The organism is Peribacillus sp. FSL K6-1552, assembly GCF_038005205.1.
GTDB lineage: Bacteria > Bacillota > Bacilli > Bacillales > DSM-1321 > Peribacillus > Peribacillus butanolivorans.
The window spans coordinates 474,133-490,121 of the sequence record NZ_JBBOST010000001.1; the positions used below are offsets into that span (position 1 = coordinate 474,133).

At 39.6% G+C, this 15,989-nt stretch carries 14 protein-coding genes and 1 riboswitch; of the genes, 6 read left to right on the forward strand and 8 right to left on the reverse strand.

What is annotated here, in order from left to right:
- Positions 1-256 precede the first annotated feature (256 nt).
- Positions 257-1,255, forward strand: a complete 999-nt coding sequence (locus NST21_RS02260; protein WP_340887489.1) for a S8 family peptidase — start codon at positions 257-259, stop codon at positions 1,253-1,255.
- A 41-nt stretch (positions 1,256-1,296) separates the two neighbouring features.
- Here the strand turns inward: NST21_RS02260 and NST21_RS02265 are convergent, their stop codons facing one another.
- Complete coding sequence (locus tag NST21_RS02265) at positions 1,297-1,962, reverse strand: YcnI family copper-binding membrane protein (protein ID WP_340887490.1); 666 nt, start codon at positions 1,960-1,962, stop codon at positions 1,297-1,299.
- 18 nt (positions 1,963-1,980) lie between these two features.
- Positions 1,981-3,612 (reverse strand): copper resistance protein CopC, encoded by a 1,632-nt coding sequence (locus tag NST21_RS02270; RefSeq protein ID WP_340887492.1) that lies wholly within the window; start codon positions 3,610-3,612, stop codon positions 1,981-1,983.
- Positions 3,613-3,786: 174 nt separating this feature from the next.
- On the opposite strand from NST21_RS02270, the gene NST21_RS02275 reads away from it, so the two are divergent.
- Complete coding sequence (locus NST21_RS02275; RefSeq protein ID WP_340887493.1) at positions 3,787-4,656, forward strand: VOC family protein; 870 nt, start codon at positions 3,787-3,789, stop codon at positions 4,654-4,656.
- Between the two features lie 57 nt (positions 4,657-4,713).
- On the forward strand, positions 4,714-6,165 hold the full coding sequence (locus NST21_RS02280; protein WP_340887494.1) for a cadherin-like beta sandwich domain-containing protein: 1,452 nt from the start codon (positions 4,714-4,716) through the stop codon (positions 6,163-6,165).
- 89 nt (positions 6,166-6,254) lie between these two features.
- On the opposite strand, the gene NST21_RS02285 is transcribed toward NST21_RS02280, so the two are convergent.
- The 3 genes from NST21_RS02285 to NST21_RS02295 form a co-directional block, all read right to left on the reverse strand.
- On the reverse strand, positions 6,255-7,880 hold the full coding sequence (locus tag NST21_RS02285; protein ID WP_340887496.1) for a PAS domain S-box protein: 1,626 nt from the start codon (positions 7,878-7,880) through the stop codon (positions 6,255-6,257).
- Positions 7,881-7,995: 115 nt separating this feature from the next.
- A complete protein-coding gene (locus NST21_RS02290; protein ID WP_053344252.1) occupies positions 7,996-8,652 on the reverse strand; it encodes a TVP38/TMEM64 family protein in 657 nt (218 codons plus the stop codon).
- A gap of 121 nt (positions 8,653-8,773) precedes the next feature.
- Positions 8,774-9,259: a QueT transporter family protein gene (locus NST21_RS02295; protein WP_053344253.1), complete on the reverse strand. Its 486-nt coding sequence runs from the start codon at positions 9,257-9,259 to the stop codon at positions 8,774-8,776.
- Positions 9,260-9,265: 6 nt separating this feature from the next.
- Positions 9,266-9,310: riboswitch (PreQ1 riboswitch) on the reverse strand.
- A 169-nt stretch (positions 9,311-9,479) separates the two neighbouring features.
- Here NST21_RS02295 and NST21_RS02300 point away from each other — a divergent pair.
- Positions 9,480-10,001: a YbaK/EbsC family protein gene (locus NST21_RS02300; protein ID WP_340887497.1), complete on the forward strand. Its 522-nt coding sequence runs from the start codon at positions 9,480-9,482 to the stop codon at positions 9,999-10,001.
- Between the two features lie 263 nt (positions 10,002-10,264).
- Entirely contained in the window at positions 10,265-11,077 is an 813-nt protein-coding gene (locus NST21_RS02305) for a hypothetical protein (RefSeq protein WP_340887499.1), read from the forward strand.
- Positions 11,078-11,262: 185 nt separating this feature from the next.
- Here the strand turns inward: NST21_RS02305 and NST21_RS02310 are convergent, their stop codons facing one another.
- Positions 11,263-11,559 (reverse strand): DUF3892 domain-containing protein, encoded by a 297-nt coding sequence (locus tag NST21_RS02310; RefSeq protein WP_053344256.1) that lies wholly within the window; start codon positions 11,557-11,559, stop codon positions 11,263-11,265.
- A gap of 278 nt (positions 11,560-11,837) precedes the next feature.
- Here NST21_RS02310 and adhP point away from each other — a divergent pair, with 278 nt between their 5' ends.
- Entirely contained in the window at positions 11,838-12,851 is a 1,014-nt protein-coding gene (gene adhP / locus NST21_RS02315) for an alcohol dehydrogenase AdhP (protein ID WP_053347932.1), read from the forward strand.
- A gap of 77 nt (positions 12,852-12,928) precedes the next feature.
- On the opposite strand, the gene NST21_RS02320 is transcribed toward adhP, so the two are convergent.
- Both NST21_RS02320 and NST21_RS02325 read right to left on the reverse strand, forming a co-directional pair.
- Entirely contained in the window at positions 12,929-14,359 is a 1,431-nt protein-coding gene (locus NST21_RS02320) for a sigma-54-dependent transcriptional regulator (protein WP_340887500.1), read from the reverse strand.
- Between the two features lie 4 nt (positions 14,360-14,363).
- Positions 14,364-15,980: a sensor histidine kinase gene (locus tag NST21_RS02325; protein ID WP_340887501.1), complete on the reverse strand. Its 1,617-nt coding sequence runs from the start codon at positions 15,978-15,980 to the stop codon at positions 14,364-14,366.
- Between the last annotated feature and the right edge of the window lie 9 nt (positions 15,981-15,989).

The window sequence follows — 15,989 nt, forward strand, 5'->3', positions numbered from 1 at the left end:
AAAATTTATTATAGTATTATAAGAACGTTTGTTCTATAATAAGGGTACCAGATAATGACAAGAAAAAGAAATAAAAAGTAGTAATTTAGACGGAATTTTCCGAATATTCCTTTTTTATTTTCAAAAATCTGGTATATATTAAGAGAGAAGAGTTTTTTGATCTCATCTCTTTCAACGGTAGATGGCAACCAGACGGGATAGATGATCCCCCCACTGATGGCAGTTTAACTTATTGAACGAAGGAAGGGGTAATCAAATGACAAGAGAAAAAAGATTAATACCTTACAAAGTTCTTGAAGTAATGGAAACGGTTAAAGAAAAAATTCCTGAGGGTGTAGAGCTTGTGAAAGCCCCGGCAATTTGGGAAAAAAGCAATTATGGTGAAGGCGTAGTCGTTGCCGTCATCGATACAGGAATTGATAAGGAGCATCCAGACCTCAAAGAAAGAATTATTGGTGGAAAGGATTTTACCAATACCGGGGATTACCAAGATGATAACGGGCATGGAACACATGTCAGCGGTACGGTTTTGGCTGCCATTAATAATGTTGGTGTAGTAGGTGTGGCTCCGAAAGCAAGTATTTTAGCGTTGAAAGCATTAAATGGAAAAGGACAAGGCGATATAAATTGGATTAATGGAGCTTTAGAGTATGCGATTAATTGGCAGGGACCTAATGAAGAAAAGGTTTCAGTTATTTCACTTTCCCTCGGTGGTCCTCCGGATGAGACGGAACATAAGCTTATTCAAAGAGCGCTTCAGAAGGATATCCTTGTTGTTTGTGCAGCTGGAAATAGTGGGGATGGGCGTGATGAAACGGATGAATTGGATTACCCAGGGGCATATCCCGAGGTAGTGGAAGTCGGAGCCGTGGATTTAAGCAGAAATTTGGCGGATTTTTCAAATACAAATGATGAAATTGACTTGGTAGCGCCAGGGGTTGATATTCTCTCTACGTATCCAGGAAATAAATATGCTAGGCTGAGCGGAACGTCTATGGCTACGCCTCATGTAAGCGGTGCAGCAGCTCTCTTGAAAGTGATTGCTGAAAAGGAATTTGGCCGTAAGCTAACTGAAGCGGAATTATATGCACAGTTAGTGAAAAGTACGGAAGATCTGGGAATAAGCAAAAGAGCACAAGGAAATGGGCTACTAAACTTAACAATAGCGGAACAAAGAGTTGAAAAATCCATTAAGATTACCATAGAATCAGAAAATCTTCAGCTACCAAGTAAAACGGTGGTCATGGAATATTAAAAATAAAAGGTGTCCCAAGAAATCTTGGGACACCTAAATTATTATTTTTTACTTTTCCTAATTGCTGCTAAAAGGGCTACAATAGAGAGAATCAAAGATATCACTGCAAGAGTAATGATCAGTGTTTCATTGTTATCATCATCTTCTGCTTTTGCAGAATCCTTTGAACTGTCGGCTGAATTTGAAGCTGTGTGATCACTTTTTTCTGCATGGCTATGGCCCTCAGATCCTGTATTAGCTTTGGAAGCTACCGAAATTTCAGTTACAGAATGCGGTAGGTTGGAGCTTTCATCTCCACTCCATTCAACAATTTCACCATCTTCATAATATTGAAAGGCATCCCAAGCTACATTTGTTTCTTCTTTAGGGTTTTGGGCAACGAATAAAAACTGCTGGAATTGTCCAGCGGCAATTCCTTCATCGGTCGCTTCCCATGTTACCGTTTTTACATGACCTTCTTTGTCACCTTCAGTTGTTACTTTCCACCCTGGTACAGGCTGGTAGCTTTCAAAAGTAATGCCTTCTGGTATCTTTAAAGTCACCTTGGTGGTGGCAGTTTCTTTTTCAACGGGTACTTTAAGTGTATAAGTTTCCCAAGCCTCAGGTGCAGATGAACTAGGCTTAACAGTAACGTGTGCATTCGCTGAACCGGAAAAAATGAATAGTGCAGCAAATGTAGAGATAAGAAGCTTTGAAATGTTTTTCATTTGAATAAATCCCTTCTGTTATGAATTTCCTACTAATATTGTAAAATCAGCATCAATTGAATCTAGACTTTCAGTTAATCCATGGACCTGAATCTTCCACTTTCCTGACATGGTTAGAATCGACTTGGATGTAAACGTACCTGTATTTTCTCCCTGAAGTTGAAGCTTTATTTCTCCTCCGCCGGTATCTAGAGGCTCCATTATGATTGTAAGCTGTTCAATTTCGGTATAAGGCATGCCTTCATCATTGGATATGTTTACTTGGATTCGGTTATCACCGACTTCATTAGGAGTTACCATTAACGTAACCTCATTATTTTCTGCAGTCATCAAAGTTTTCTCAATTGGTCCTGGAGAAGACATGGCCGTTTGGACATTTGTTAATAGAGCGGCTACAAGGAGAACGACGATTCCTACACCAAACTCTATTCCCACACTATAACCAAGTTTTTTTTCTTTCTTTTTCCCCCTGAAAAAATGAAATGCTCCTAAAACGATCATGACTAACATGAGACCAACTTTCGCAAGTAACAATTGTCCGTATGTTGTTTTTAACAATGAATGGATAGTCGGTACATGCTGTAAGCTGCTATATATCCCGCTAACGATCAGTATGATCACAAACAGAAATGCCCATCTGGAAAACCTTTGAATGATTGACCAGTAAAATGTTTTCTTATCTTCTGTCTGCCGATCAGCAAGCCCAGGCAATATCACCAATAAGGCCATAATGCCGCCCAACCATAAAGCCATGGACAATAAATGGAGGAAATCCATCAAAACGGCCAGAACCTGATTAGGAACAGCTGCCGTATGTCCAATTGAAGCCTTACAAACCATCAAGCTGGCTATTATGATGAAAGAAAGGAAGGGTAGTGATTTATTCAGGGAGTTCTCTAGCATGAAATAAATCACTAAAAATAGAAAGAGCAATATTAGAATTTCAACGATCCAGATGGCTCCAAAGTTTGTAGCATTCAATACTTCTTTTATATAACTCACATTAAATGCATCAGTCCAACCTACGCCAGCGTCAATCGTCACCTTTAAAGGCAGACTGAAGAAGATGGAAAATGCTAAACCTGCATATGAAAGCCAAAGATATAGACGGGCTCTTCTGCTGGCTTCAAAAAGGCGAGAATCCTTCATTAACGATAATTGGAAAAAAAGGATTCCGGTAAGGGCTGCAAAAGATATGTATTGAAGACTTTGCAGGAAAACGTTGATGGAATTCGGAAAACCTGCATTCATTTCGGAATTATCTTGGTCTGATAGGCCCGCTGAATCTCCGAATTGAAAGGGGATTGTCCCTTCAATGGGGTGGCCATCACTCGAAACCACTCTCCATTTTATATTGTAAATTCCTTCATCGATAGTGCCTTTCCACTTAGCTTCCAGTATTTTTTCACTTTGTTCCGAGATTGTACTGTCTTGAATTTGTATTTTGTCCCCATCTTGGCTGAATACCTCAAGTGAATGGAAAGCTGGTTGTATATTCTCACTGAATTGAATGCTGATCTTTTCAGGAAGAGTATCCATTGCTTCATTTGGACTAGGATTAGAACTTATAACAGAAGCGTGACCAGAAGCCGTTACTGGATATAAAAGCAAACTGAATAGGCTGATAACCAGCCATAAATAATTCTTCATATTGGTGCGCCATCACCCTTTCATAAGATTATGCAAGCTCAGTATAAAATAAAAATGTGAAAAAACAGTGAAAAAAAAATACTTATATAAGGAAATTAAGAAATACTAGAAAGAAATAAAATACCTATAATAAATTTACCACTTAACGTAAATAAAATGAAAAGAGGACAGAAAATGAAATTTCAAAGTTATCCCAACACCTATGTCGGCTATGTACATATCATTATAGAGGATTTATCGCGTAGTTTAAAATTTTATAAGGAGATTATTGGATTCGAAGTACTTGAGCAATCTGCTGATAAAGCAGTGTTAACAGCAGATGGAAAGACACCACTACTGATTTTGGAACAACCAGATGGTGTAACACCGAAGCAATTGAGGACGACTGGTTTATATCATTTTGCGCTTTTAGTACCGTGCAGAGCTGATTTGGCTAAGATATTACTGCACTTGATTCAATGTCGATATCCGCTGCAAGGAGCTTCGGATCACTATGTAAGTGAGGCCATTTATTTAGGGGATCCTGACGGAAATGGAATTGAAATTTATTGTGATAGGCCGGAAGAAACCTGGAAGTGGCAGAATGGGCAAGTTGAAATGGGTACGGAGGCCCTTGATGCAGAAGGACTATTAGCAGAAAATGATGAATCACCTTGGATAGGTCTGCCAAGTGAAACCGTAATGGGCCACATTCATTTACACGTAGCAGAAATTGGTGCTACCGAAGAGTTTTATACAAAAGGACTAGGCTTTGAAATTGTTGTACGATATGGAGGGCAAGCCCTATTTGTCTCGACAGGCAACTACCATCATCACATTGGCCTTAATACATGGAATGGAGTCGGGGCTCCTGCACCGGAGGCAACAAGTGTAGGACTGAAATCGTTCACGCTTATATTACCAAGTGAAGAGGCACGAAAAAACACAGTAGAGCGATTACAGCAATTAGGATCATTTATAAATCAGGAGAAAGAAGCTGTTGTAACAAAGGATCCGTCAGGAAATGTCATCCATTTAGTCGTTCCCACATTAAGAAATAATTAAGGTTTCTTTGTTAACCTGACCCTACCACATTTGCAGGAATAATAGGGGGGATAGGCGTTGTTAAAGAAAAGGTTTAAAGAAAAAGGTGTGAAGGTGATCTTGGTCGGTTCTCTTGTGGGAATGGGAACGTTCACTTATATGCCTACAGCAGAGGCTACGGAGGATACAGCGGTCACACAGGGAGAGGCCCAAACAGTAAATACTCTATCTAAGCTCGAAATAGATGGTATAACATTGAATCAACAGTTTTCTACCGATGTTCTAGAGTATAGTGCAAAAGTAGGGAAGAATGTTGAAAAAATCAGCTTACTTGCTGAGAGTTCCAGTGAGACTGCTACCGTATCAGTGAATGGTATACAACTGACAAATGGGAAGCCTGAGGATTTTTCTCTTCAAACTGGTAAGAATACGTTCACGATCACGGTCAGTGATGGGATAAATGAAACGACTACCTATACCGTCCAGGTTGATAAATCGGAAAGCGATGACAACCTTTTAACTGCGATAGGATTATCAAAAGGTTCTTTACCATTTGATGCGTCTGTAACAGCTTATAAGGTTTCTTTGGCGAATAAAGTCAATACCATTACGGTGGCTCCAACAGTGAGTGACAGTACTGCAAGGGTAAACGTAAATGGAATAGATGCAACGAGTAAAGGAGTAAAGGTGAACCTTCCAGTTGGTAAGACAACGGTGAAGATTGTCGTTGCAGCAGAAAATGGAGATAAAAAAACATACACGCTTACGATTACAAGGGCTGCAGCTAAGGCAAAGAGAACCGAAGATAAGGATACCTCTAAAGGAGATGAAGCTAAAAAGGAATCTTCAACAGGAACAAGTAAAACTCAACCTTCCTCCGATAACGGTGACAAACCATCATCAACTCCTTCGGATTTATCCAAAGGTCAAGTGCTAAGTAGCCAAGCACCTAAAGCACAGCAGATTGCGAGCATTTCCACACAAAAAACCTTATCGGATTCTGATAAAAAGGCAATCTCAGCTGGGTCCGTAGGTGATGAAGGCAATAACGCACCAGTGTTGAACGCTTTGACAGTATCAAAAGGAACGTGGAACAAATCTTTTGATTCTGATGAGCATACATATCATATCGAAGTCGATAAGGATATTACCTCAGTCCAAATTGAAGCTATAGCTAGCGCAAGTGGAGCTACGATAAAATATGACGGTGAAAGCAGTAAAACCGTAACGATTAATAATAAAGCTAAGACGGCAATTTCAGTTACAGTCTCAAAAGATGGAGCACGACGTACCTACGTCCTTGTTTTCGATAAAGATATCGATGTAGACATGGATGAGGAAGAAACTGTAGATGATGCCAAAACTGAAAAAGAGGCAGTAGTTGGAGCAACACAAATGAGTACATCTAGTAAATCGGAAAACCTTAAATCCAATAACAGAGGTAGCCAGATGATGCCGATGGATAATCAATCAACAGAATCCATTTCATTTTTGGAGAAAATAAAGAAATTCGTTCTCTCTCTTTTTTAATATTACCAAGGGACTGTTTCAAAAAATTTGAAGGTGTCTTTTTTTAGACTACAAAAAAAGGACAAGATTTAATAGGCTTGTCCTGAAACTTATATTGGTAAAACAATTTTGACTTCGGTTCCATGATTGAGCTCGCTGTTAAAACGAACCTTTCCTCTGTGCGCCTCAATAATTCGGCAGCTAACGGTCAATCCTAGACCCGTTCCTCTTTCTTTAGATGAATAAAAAGGTTCTCCTAGATGTTTCAAACGATTTTTTTCGATTCCACTTCCATTATCCCTGATGGTTATGGAAAGGGTATTGTCTATTTGCTCGAAATCAATCCAAATGTGATCGGCGGAGGCCTCCATAGAGTTCTTAATCATGTTTATAAACACTTGTTTGAGCTGATTTGCCTCACATGAAAGAAGCGGGATTTCATTTTTTACATCTATCGATATTTTTGTAGAATATGAGTCTGCCTCTGGTTTAAGCAAGGTTTTGACTTCATCCATCAGTTCAATAATTTGGTGTTTACTGAATGGGAGTTCCTGAGGTTTTGCAAGAACAAGTAATTCGCTTACAATCAGATTGATTCGGTCTAATTCACTGAGCATAATAGTGTAGTATTGTTCAAAGGGGTGGTCGCTCTTTTTAAGTAACTGGACGAATCCTTTTAAAGAAGTTAATGGGTTACGTACTTCGTGTGCTACACTGGCAGCAAGTTCACCGACTATTGACAACTTTTCGGTTCTTCTTAAGCGTGCTTCCGTTTCTCGGATTTGAGTTACATCTTTAGCATAGGTAATAATTCCGACTAATTCATTTCCAATAAGCATCGGGACAAATGTACATGAAAGTAAAAGAGACTTCCCAGATTTCGTGAGAAACTCTATATCTTTTCCTTTTTTTATCCCCTTTTGGTTTTCCACGACGTATTGACAGGATGTACGAATCAGTTCTTCATCTTCTGCGGAAAAGTTTAACTCAATAAAAGAGGCACCTTGGATTTCTTCTTGATGAAAGCCTGTAACTGTTTCAAACCTTGGATTGACGGTGGTAATTATTCCGGATAAATCAAGCATCAGCATCGGATAAGGGTTGTGTTCGAACAATGATTTATAGCGCTGTTCACTCTCAAATAATTGATTTTCTGCGACAACTCTTTCAGAAATATCCCTGCCAATGACCACTAATCCTTTTCGTGAACCATCTTCAAAGAACAAAGGAACTTTGATGGTATCAAAGGTCTTATGATTGCCGTTGGGTAGCGGGATGATTTCCTCACACCGCGTAATCTCCTTTTTTATCCACGTTTCTTCATCTGAAATTTCACAGTAGATTAACGACTCTTTATAAAATTCGGAGTATTCTGCGAGCTCACTGTCTTTTTTCCCCTTATAGTCTACATGTTCCAATTGAAATAATTGCAGACCAAAGGTGTTGGATTCAAGCCATCGGCCATCTCCATCCTTGAAGTTAACGAAGTCTACCATTGAATTAATGAGCGTGCGACGACGCTGTTCCTCTTCTTTTAATTGCTTGAATTTTTCTCTTTTAGCCAAATAAAGAAATAAAATCAAGCCTATTGTTAAAAGAAAAACAATTCCTTCTGCTCTTTGGAGTTGAATAAAGACCTCTTTGTTTTCAATATTAGTAGTTAAAAAGTAGTCGAACACGACTAGTGTAAGAGTCCCAAATAGGATATATAGTACTAAAATGGAGCGTTTGGACATGGAGATTCTCCCTGATTTACGACATTTCAAAGGTTAAAAATACATACACATTTTAACAAACTATCAAAGAAAAATATATGCAGAATCATAAATAAAAAAACAGGAACCCTAACAGTCACCTGTTTTTCCTGAAGAAGGTTACTTTCTTTTTCTTCTTAAAGCGTTTATAGATAAGGAAAAATAGTAAGAAGAGGAAGGCGAGTACAGCTAGTGTATATTCGTTCATTTCCACAGATAGGAGACCATAAGGGATTAAGGATAGAAAGAAAAAGTATATAAGATTGCCGAGTGCGGTCGCTAATAAAAAATCCTTGAAGGTTACAGAACTGACTCCTGCTGCCAAGTTAATTAAACTTGTTGGTATGAGTGGGAATATCCTTCCGGTAAACACGTACATAAATCCATGCTCTACAACGGATTCTTTCCATTTTGGGCCCATTTTCTTTAAGAGAGGTGCCTGAAACCAGTTCCTGGCTGCATAAAAAATGAATCCTGATGCAACGACACTTGTAACCCAACTCCATAGGTACCCATATATGAATCCAAATATCGCGACATTGATGGTTAGGAGTAAAATTAAGGGTATAATGGTAAAAGAATTTTGGACAATCATCAACACAAATGTCACAACAAAAGTAAGCAAAAGGTTTTCTGTCAATATGGTTATAACTGAATCCAAATCACTTTTCCAAACCATGGTGAACAATTCTGCATTGGAAACGATAAATATTACTATTACCAGTAGACCGATTAAGGTCAGTATTTTTTTCAAAAGGTCACCACCATTCATACTAATAGTTTATCATCTTCAGGTTCAATGGTGAAAAAAAGAGCTTCCGCATGAAGCAGACAGCTCTTTTCCATTATAGTGGGTTAACAACGCGAAGATTCCTTTATAGCCACTTTTCAAACTGAATTCTTTTATTCATTCCATAAATAATTGGCGCACCAACTAAAAGGACGATGAACTCACCGACAGCCGTGGTCATCCAGCTTAACAAGAATGGTAAATCCAGGGCAAGGTTCAGTTCGATTGCAATTAAAAACATTGTGAACGTGAAAAAGATAATCGTAACGATCATCCGTCCTTTAATGCTCTTTATGAAGCGTGAGGCAAAAATGACAAGCAATAAGGCAAGCAGAGATTGCCCTACCCCGAATATCAAATCATATGGCACCATCGGCGAAAAGAGCAGATTCGATATGAAAACGCCGCCCACTATGCCGTAGATATATTTTTTATTAAATACAATCAGATGATTCAATATTTCCGGAACCCGAAATTGGTATATTCCAAATGATATTGGTTGAAACACAAATGAGACCACCACATATAAGGCGGCCAATAACCCGCTTATCACGAGTGTACGAACATTCATTTTACTCTCTCCCTAGTTTTTTATCGTGGGATGGTTACGAACCACGTTTAGGCTTTTGCCAGAAGACTAATAGTATCCCATGTAGGCTTGTTTCGTCAATTTGTAAAGAATGGTTTTAATATATATAAGTTTTCAGGGAGGGCAGTCCAAAAGGAGTTTTGATTTTTTGCAAAGAAGGATGATATTATTTCAATATGTACTTCAAAGGAGTGAATAAATTATGTCGATCGAGAGTGTCAAAAGCCATTTTAAAAAATGGAGTCGGGAAGGCGATGTAATGGAGTTCGAAACATCGAGTGCTACGGTGATTGAAGCAGCAGAAACCATCGGTGTTATTCCAGCGCGGATTGCTAAGACTCTTTCCTTTAAGGGGGAAGGTGAGCATGCAATTTTGGTCGTAGCAGCAGGAGACGCAAAAGTGGATAATAAGAAATTTCGTCAGACGTTCGGGTTCAAGGCACGAATGTTGTCAGCTGAGGATGTGCTTGAACAGACTGGTCATGCCATTGGAGGAGTCTGCCCGTTTGGGTTGGCAAATGACCTAGATGTTTTCCTTGATGTGTCGATGAAGCGCTTTGAGTCTTTATTCCCAGCATGTGGAAGTGCGAACTCTGCAATAGAACTTAAACTCGCTGAATTATTTGAATATTCAGGAGCGAAGGATTGGGTTGATGTTTGTAAGGCATGGGAAGAAGAGCAGAATGAGGAAGCAGTAGTAGGTAAGGCAGTTGATGGATTTTGATTTATCGTACCAAAAAGAACCACATAGAATGGAAATGAGTCCACTTTGGTGGACTTTATTTGTTGATAACGAGAGACATTACCTGTTCCCTTTTTATTACTGGGTTTTTAGTTATAAGCTTTTAACTTGTTCCTAATAGGTTTGCTCCCATTTTCTTCTGAAAAGTTGACCGCAGATGTAAATTAACGGTCTAATTAGGGGAGGTTTGTTCAACATGGCGCATAGGCAAATCGTTAAGAAAGTTCGTAAGTGGAGGGTTAAAGATGTTCAATGGAAGCTATAAAAAAAACAATAGCAGTTATCTCAGTCTTAAAACTCTTTATGAAGAAAATATCACGGTTAAGAGCATTGCCCAGGAGCTTGAGTTTTGCCATAAAAACGATTTAGCACTGGAGATACAAAAAGAATTGGAAAAAAAGAATTTCGATATATTGGCCGTAGAGGATCAAGGGGAAATTATCGGATATATCGAAAGGCAAGAACTTGGTGAAGGCAAGATTGCGGAGTATTTGAAATGTTTTACACCAAGAGAATTGGTTTCGGATTCAACCCCTTTGATTCAACTTCTCCATATTTTTAAGAATAAAACGAGGGTGTTCGTGTTAGAAAATAATTCAATTAAAAAGTTGATTACCCACGCTGATCTGCAAAAGCCTCCAATCAGAATGCTGATTTTTGGCTATATTACCCTTTTGGAAATGAGGATGAGCGATATCATCATGGATAAATTCGGGGATGACAGTTGGTATCCAATGATCAGCGGAGATCGTTTAGAAAAGGCTACCGAATTATATAGGAGGAGAATCGATAAAAATGAGGATATCAATTTAATAGAGTGTCTGCAAATCAGTGATAAATTCGATATCATTCATAAAGATCAGGAATTGAGGTCCTTCTTCCAAATTCCTTCTAAAAGTAAAGGAAAGAAAGATGCGAATGCCATCCGGAAATTACGGGATAAGATTTCTCATGCTAATGAACTTGGGTTGGACATGTCTTGGATAGAAATCATCGAAGTGGTGGAATCCTGTGGCCAACTGCTCGAAATCTCTGAATCCTATCGGTATGAAAAATAAAATGATGGTGAGAGACTTCTTAGGTAGACCATACTTCAAATAACTCTGCAATTTTAAAACAGAGCTGTACCGCATCTTTAAGGCGAACCGGAATTATGGAGAACCAGCTACTATGCTGGTTCCTTTTTGTTTAACCCCCCTGACAGAAAAAAACTGCCCATACGTGAGGCAGCTTCTTCAAATAGTTAGAACTCTGGTAGTTCATCCAGGTTATTTTCCTTTACCCCATCGGGCTCACTCCGCAATATGTCACGGCCATATTTATGGAAGACATCAACATTGGCGAGGTTGCCTGCCTTAGCTTCCGAAAGAGCGGTGGGATAGTCAAGCTCCCGCCCAGAGTTTGTTTTGATGGCAATAATATTGTCATCTTCATTTTTTCGTACTGCGATAATTTCTTCTTTTCCAGTTGTATCATGTTGATTTACTTGTGGGGTTCCCTGCTGTTTGTAGGATTCATATGCTTTTTCAAATTGGTCCATGCTTGGACACCTCCTATTTATAGGGTGAGCTATTTGGTCAGCAATATACAAACCAGGTTTCGTCCAGATTGAGCCGCATTTTTGTCAAAATGGGCCGACTTTTCGGCATTTTTTTTTGAAAAGACTGTTGTCCGGGCTTTATTCTTCTGGCATGGCACTTGCATCATAAATAAGTGGAAGTGAGAAATATCCACTTAAAAAAGGGAGGAATATGAATCATGAATGTAAAACAAGGGGCAAGTACTGCGGATGCAAAAAAAATACAAGACGTTAAGACAATGAAGGCGGCGGTCGTCAATGAATTTAATCAAGAGCTTGAGATTAAAGATGTACCAATCCCAGAATTAGAATATGGTGAGATATTAGTGAAAATTAAAGCATGTGGCGTGTGTCATACCGATTTACATGCGGTACATGGTGATTGGCCGGTAAAACCGAAGCTGCCACTTATTCCTGGACATGAGGGTGTAGGCATTATTGAGAAGGTGGCAGAAGGCGTTACTACATTAAAGGTTGGTGACCGCGTTGGGATTCCATGGCTTTACTCGGCATGTGGCGATTGTGAATACTGTCTGACTGGACGGGAAACGCTTTGCCTGGATCAATTGAATGCAGGATATTCTGTGGATGGCGGTTATGCGGAATATTGCAAAGCGCCAGCAAAATATGTGGTCAAGGTTCCTGAAGGGCTTGACTTTGCGGAAGTTTCACCGATTTTCTGTGCTGGTGTAACGACTTATAAAGCGCTTAAAGTGTCAGAAGCTAAACCTGGAGATTGGGTAGCAATCTATGGAATTGGTGGATTGGGTCATGTTGCTCTTCAATACGCGAAAGCTATGGGCTTTAATGTCATTGCCGTTGATATTCAAGATGATAAGCTTGATCTGGCTACAGAATTAGGAGCAGATTTCACGGTTAATGGTCTTAAGAGCGATCCTGTACAAGCCATAAAGGAAAAAGTTGGTGGAGTACAAGCAGCCATTTCTGTAGCGGTTACGAAAAAAGCTTTCGAACAAGCTTACAGTTCAGTTAAAAGGGGTGGAACATTGGTCGTTGTCGGATTGCCGAATGACGAACTTCCAATTCCAATTTTTGATACGGTACTAAATGGGGTGACTGTAAAAGGGTCAATCGTTGGTACAAGAAAAGATCTACAAGAAGCTGTTCAATTTGCGGCTGATGGCAAAGTAAGGACGAATATTGAAACGAGAACGCTTGATGAAATCAACGACGTGTTTCAAATGATGGAAAAGGGCGAAATCAACGGACGAATCGTATTAACTTTAGAATAGAAATAAACAAACGAGGGGGTCCTAAAATCGGGCACCCTCGTTTGTTCTAGGTAGCTTATAAGAATTCTATAATTAGATTATGTCTGATTCTTCTCATTTAATATATATCGCAATTTTCTCATGGAGATCTGCAAACGCTTTGCCGCTTCATTTCGATTTCCATAGGTTTTTTGAAGTGCCTGCATGACGAGTTCTTTGCCAATTGTAGATTCGAGTTGTTTGATTTCCTTAAGGATTTCCTCGAGCATTAGTTCATCTTTCTCATTAAAGTCGGCAACCAGCTGTTTACGCCATTCTTCGAGATGATTTTCAGTCGACTGATTCGCATTCGGCGGGTCTTTTTTTATTGGAGTAACCTGGTTGGTAGATAGAAGGATATCATTTGCCGAGATTTCCTGTTTATGGTCAGCAAGAGTGAGAGTTCGCATGATTACATTAGATAATTCGCGTATATTACCGGGCCAGTCGTATTGCTGTAATTTTTCAATAGCTTCATTGGAAAAGGAGATATCTGCCTGGCCAGTTCTTTCAACCAAATGTCGGACAAGGAGGGGAATATCTTCTTTTCTGTTACGCAAGGCGGGGATATCAAGAGTGACGACGTTCAGTCGATAAAATAGGTCTTCCCGGAATTTGTTTTTTTCAACTGCCTGCTGCAGATTTTCATTGGAGGCGGCTACTAAGCGGGCATTTGTTCTTAATGTTCCGCTACTTCCGACACGCATAAATTCCCGTGTTTCCAAAACTCGAAGCAATTTGACTTGTATGGCCGGACTCGCGTCGGCAATTTCGTCGAGGAAAAGGGTGCCATTCCCTGCAATTTCAAAGAAACCTTTTCGTTGTTGGGTTGCTCCGGTGAAGGCCCCTTTTTCATGCCCAAATAATTCGCTTTCGAGAAGGGATTCCGAGATTGCTCCACAATTAATACCAATAAAGGGCTCGTGGCATCGCGGGCTTGCTGAGTGAATGAAACGGGAAAGTACTTCTTTGCCACTCCCTGTTTCTCCCTCGATCAAGACATTGACGGATTTTTGAGCCACTTTGAAAGCCATTTCAATCAGTTCCTTCATTAATAAACTTTCTCCTACAATGAGACCCGACTCTTTGGCAAGGTTATGGATAAAGTGTTGATTCAAATCGTCGTTTTCATTCAATAGGTTGTCAAGTTGCTTTTCCAATACTTCAATATCCACAAAGGGTTTTTCCATATAATCACTCGCTCCAAGTTTCATTGCCTCGACAGCGGTCTTGACTGTGCTGTATCCGGTCATAATCAGTGCCTTGCAAAGCGGTTGTTTTTGTTTCAGATGCTGCAGGAGAGAAAGGCCATCACAATCTGGAAGCTTTAGGTCTATCATCGCGGCATTAAAGCGCTGCTGATTAAAATCTATTTGGTGAAATTCCTTTCCACTGTTCACGACCTGTACGTGATATCCTTTCATCGAAAAAAGGCGGGATAAAAAGGTACCAACTTCTTTTTCATCGTCTACCACAAGTAAATGAATCATCTCATCATCTCCTTTCATCTTCTGGCTGCAAGGGAAGCCTCAGGAAAAATACACTTCCTTTTCCAGTTGCGCTTATTACGTCAATTTTGCCTCCATGGTCTTTCGCAATGCCAAGGCTCACAGATAATCCTAGGCCTGTACCTTTTTCACGGTCCTTAGTCGTATGAAAAGGATGAAAAATGAGCGGCAGCCGCTCTGCTTCAATCCCAGCCCCGTTATCAGCAACCTTCACCACCATGAATTCTTCTTCAGAATAGGTATGAATCGTAATGGACTTTTCCGATATATCACAATCATCCAATGCATCCTTGGCATTCAATAGCAAATTGATGATTATTTGTTCTATCTGGGGCTGGCTTCCCTTTATGAAAGGAAGATCTTCCTGAAGGGAAAGATGAAGGGAAATTTGTTTCTTCCCTAGTTGAAACTTCAGAAGGTTCATTACCTGATGTATGGCCTCGTTAATAGAGTAATAGTGGAATCTATATTCATCTTGACGGGAAAAGGTAAGTAAACTTTTCACGATTTGCCTGCACCGGTCGCCGCAATTTTTAATATCGGTTAGAAGCATATAATCTTCATTGTCTGGTAAAGTGTTCCGTAATAAAAGCTGTGAGTTTCCAAGAATGGCCGTTAATGGGCTATTCAATTCATGGGCAACTCCAGCTGCCATTTCGCCGATGGCTCCGAGCTTGCCAGCATGTAACAATTGAGCTTCCATCTGTCTTCTCTCGGTGACATTTTTATAATAAGCAATGACTCCATAGACCTGTTGATCCTTATTTTGAATCGGATAGGCATGCATTTCCAAGATCGCTTCAGGCTGAAGCAAAATTTCTTGAAACCCTGGCTTATCCTGTACAAAGGTATCTTGAATCAGAGTCTGAGATTTCTCAATTAAAGGACTTAAGTCAAAAAAAGCTCTGGCTGCATCATTAGATTGGTAGACTTCTCCTTGGCGATCAAAGACGATGATCATATCTTCGACGGCCTTGAAGGTATCCTCCCATTCTTGTTTGGAATGGAGAACTTCTTTATAGAGCTGGGCATTCTCCAAAGTCAGTGCAAGCTGGCTGGAAAGTTGCTCAAGAAAATCCAACTCATCCTTATGCCACGTTTTCTTTTTCTTTCTGCCGAAGGTCCAAACCCCTATTTTTTTATTTTTCCCATACAGGGGCACCAATAGAAGCGTTTCAATCTCAAGTGATAGCAGTCTTTTTTTTTCCGGGAAGTCTGGTAGCATTTTGATTTCCACCTGAATGGATTGTTCGTCTTTCAAGGCAGATGAGAAGTCCTGAAAAGGGTGTAATAGGTTTTTGGATTCAATTTCAAGCTCGCATTGGCCATTAGGACAAATATGGAGAAGAGTTGGTTCTTCTTCGTATAAAATGACAAAATGACTGTCATCGAATGTAATTAAGTGCTTGAGTTTTGAGATAACATTTCGGAGAATTTCGTGAATATCCATGTCTATATTCATGTTTTTAGTGATATCGTTCATAATTTCAAGCTGCATATTTTTCTTCTTCAACTGATCCACGGTTTTCTTAAGTTCCGTGTAATATGTTTTTTTCGAAGACTTAACGCCTGTCATTAAATCGATCAACTCAGATTTGTTCATGTTTTCACC

What these genes read in the sequence shown, in the direction of transcription:
- NST21_RS02260 (WP_340887489.1), top strand. Translation starts at nt 257, where the DNA reads ATGACAAGAGAAAAAAGATTAATACCTTACAAAGTTCTTGAAGTAATG.
- NST21_RS02265 (WP_340887490.1), bottom strand. Translation starts at nt 1,962, where the DNA reads ATGAAAAACATTTCAAAGCTTCTTATCTCTACATTTGCTGCACTATTC.
- NST21_RS02270 (WP_340887492.1), bottom strand. Translation starts at nt 3,612, where the DNA reads ATGAAGAATTATTTATGGCTGGTTATCAGCCTATTCAGTTTGCTTTTA.
- NST21_RS02275 (WP_340887493.1), top strand. Translation starts at nt 3,787, where the DNA reads ATGAAATTTCAAAGTTATCCCAACACCTATGTCGGCTATGTACATATC.
- NST21_RS02285 (WP_340887496.1), bottom strand. Translation starts at nt 7,880, where the DNA reads ATGTCCAAACGCTCCATTTTAGTACTATATATCCTATTTGGGACTCTT.
- NST21_RS02295 (WP_053344253.1), bottom strand. Translation starts at nt 9,259, where the DNA reads ATGAATGTTCGTACACTCGTGATAAGCGGGTTATTGGCCGCCTTATAT.
- NST21_RS02300 (WP_340887497.1), top strand. Translation starts at nt 9,480, where the DNA reads ATGTCGATCGAGAGTGTCAAAAGCCATTTTAAAAAATGGAGTCGGGAA.
- NST21_RS02305 (WP_340887499.1), top strand. Translation starts at nt 10,265, where the DNA reads ATGTTCAATGGAAGCTATAAAAAAAACAATAGCAGTTATCTCAGTCTT.
- NST21_RS02310 (WP_053344256.1), bottom strand. Translation starts at nt 11,559, where the DNA reads ATGGACCAATTTGAAAAAGCATATGAATCCTACAAACAGCAGGGAACC.
- adhP (WP_053347932.1), top strand. Translation starts at nt 11,838, where the DNA reads ATGAAGGCGGCGGTCGTCAATGAATTTAATCAAGAGCTTGAGATTAAA.
- NST21_RS02320 (WP_340887500.1), bottom strand. Translation starts at nt 14,359, where the DNA reads ATGATTCATTTACTTGTGGTAGACGATGAAAAAGAAGTTGGTACCTTT.
- NST21_RS02325 (WP_340887501.1), bottom strand. Translation starts at nt 15,980, where the DNA reads ATGAACAAATCTGAGTTGATCGATTTAATGACAGGCGTTAAGTCTTCG.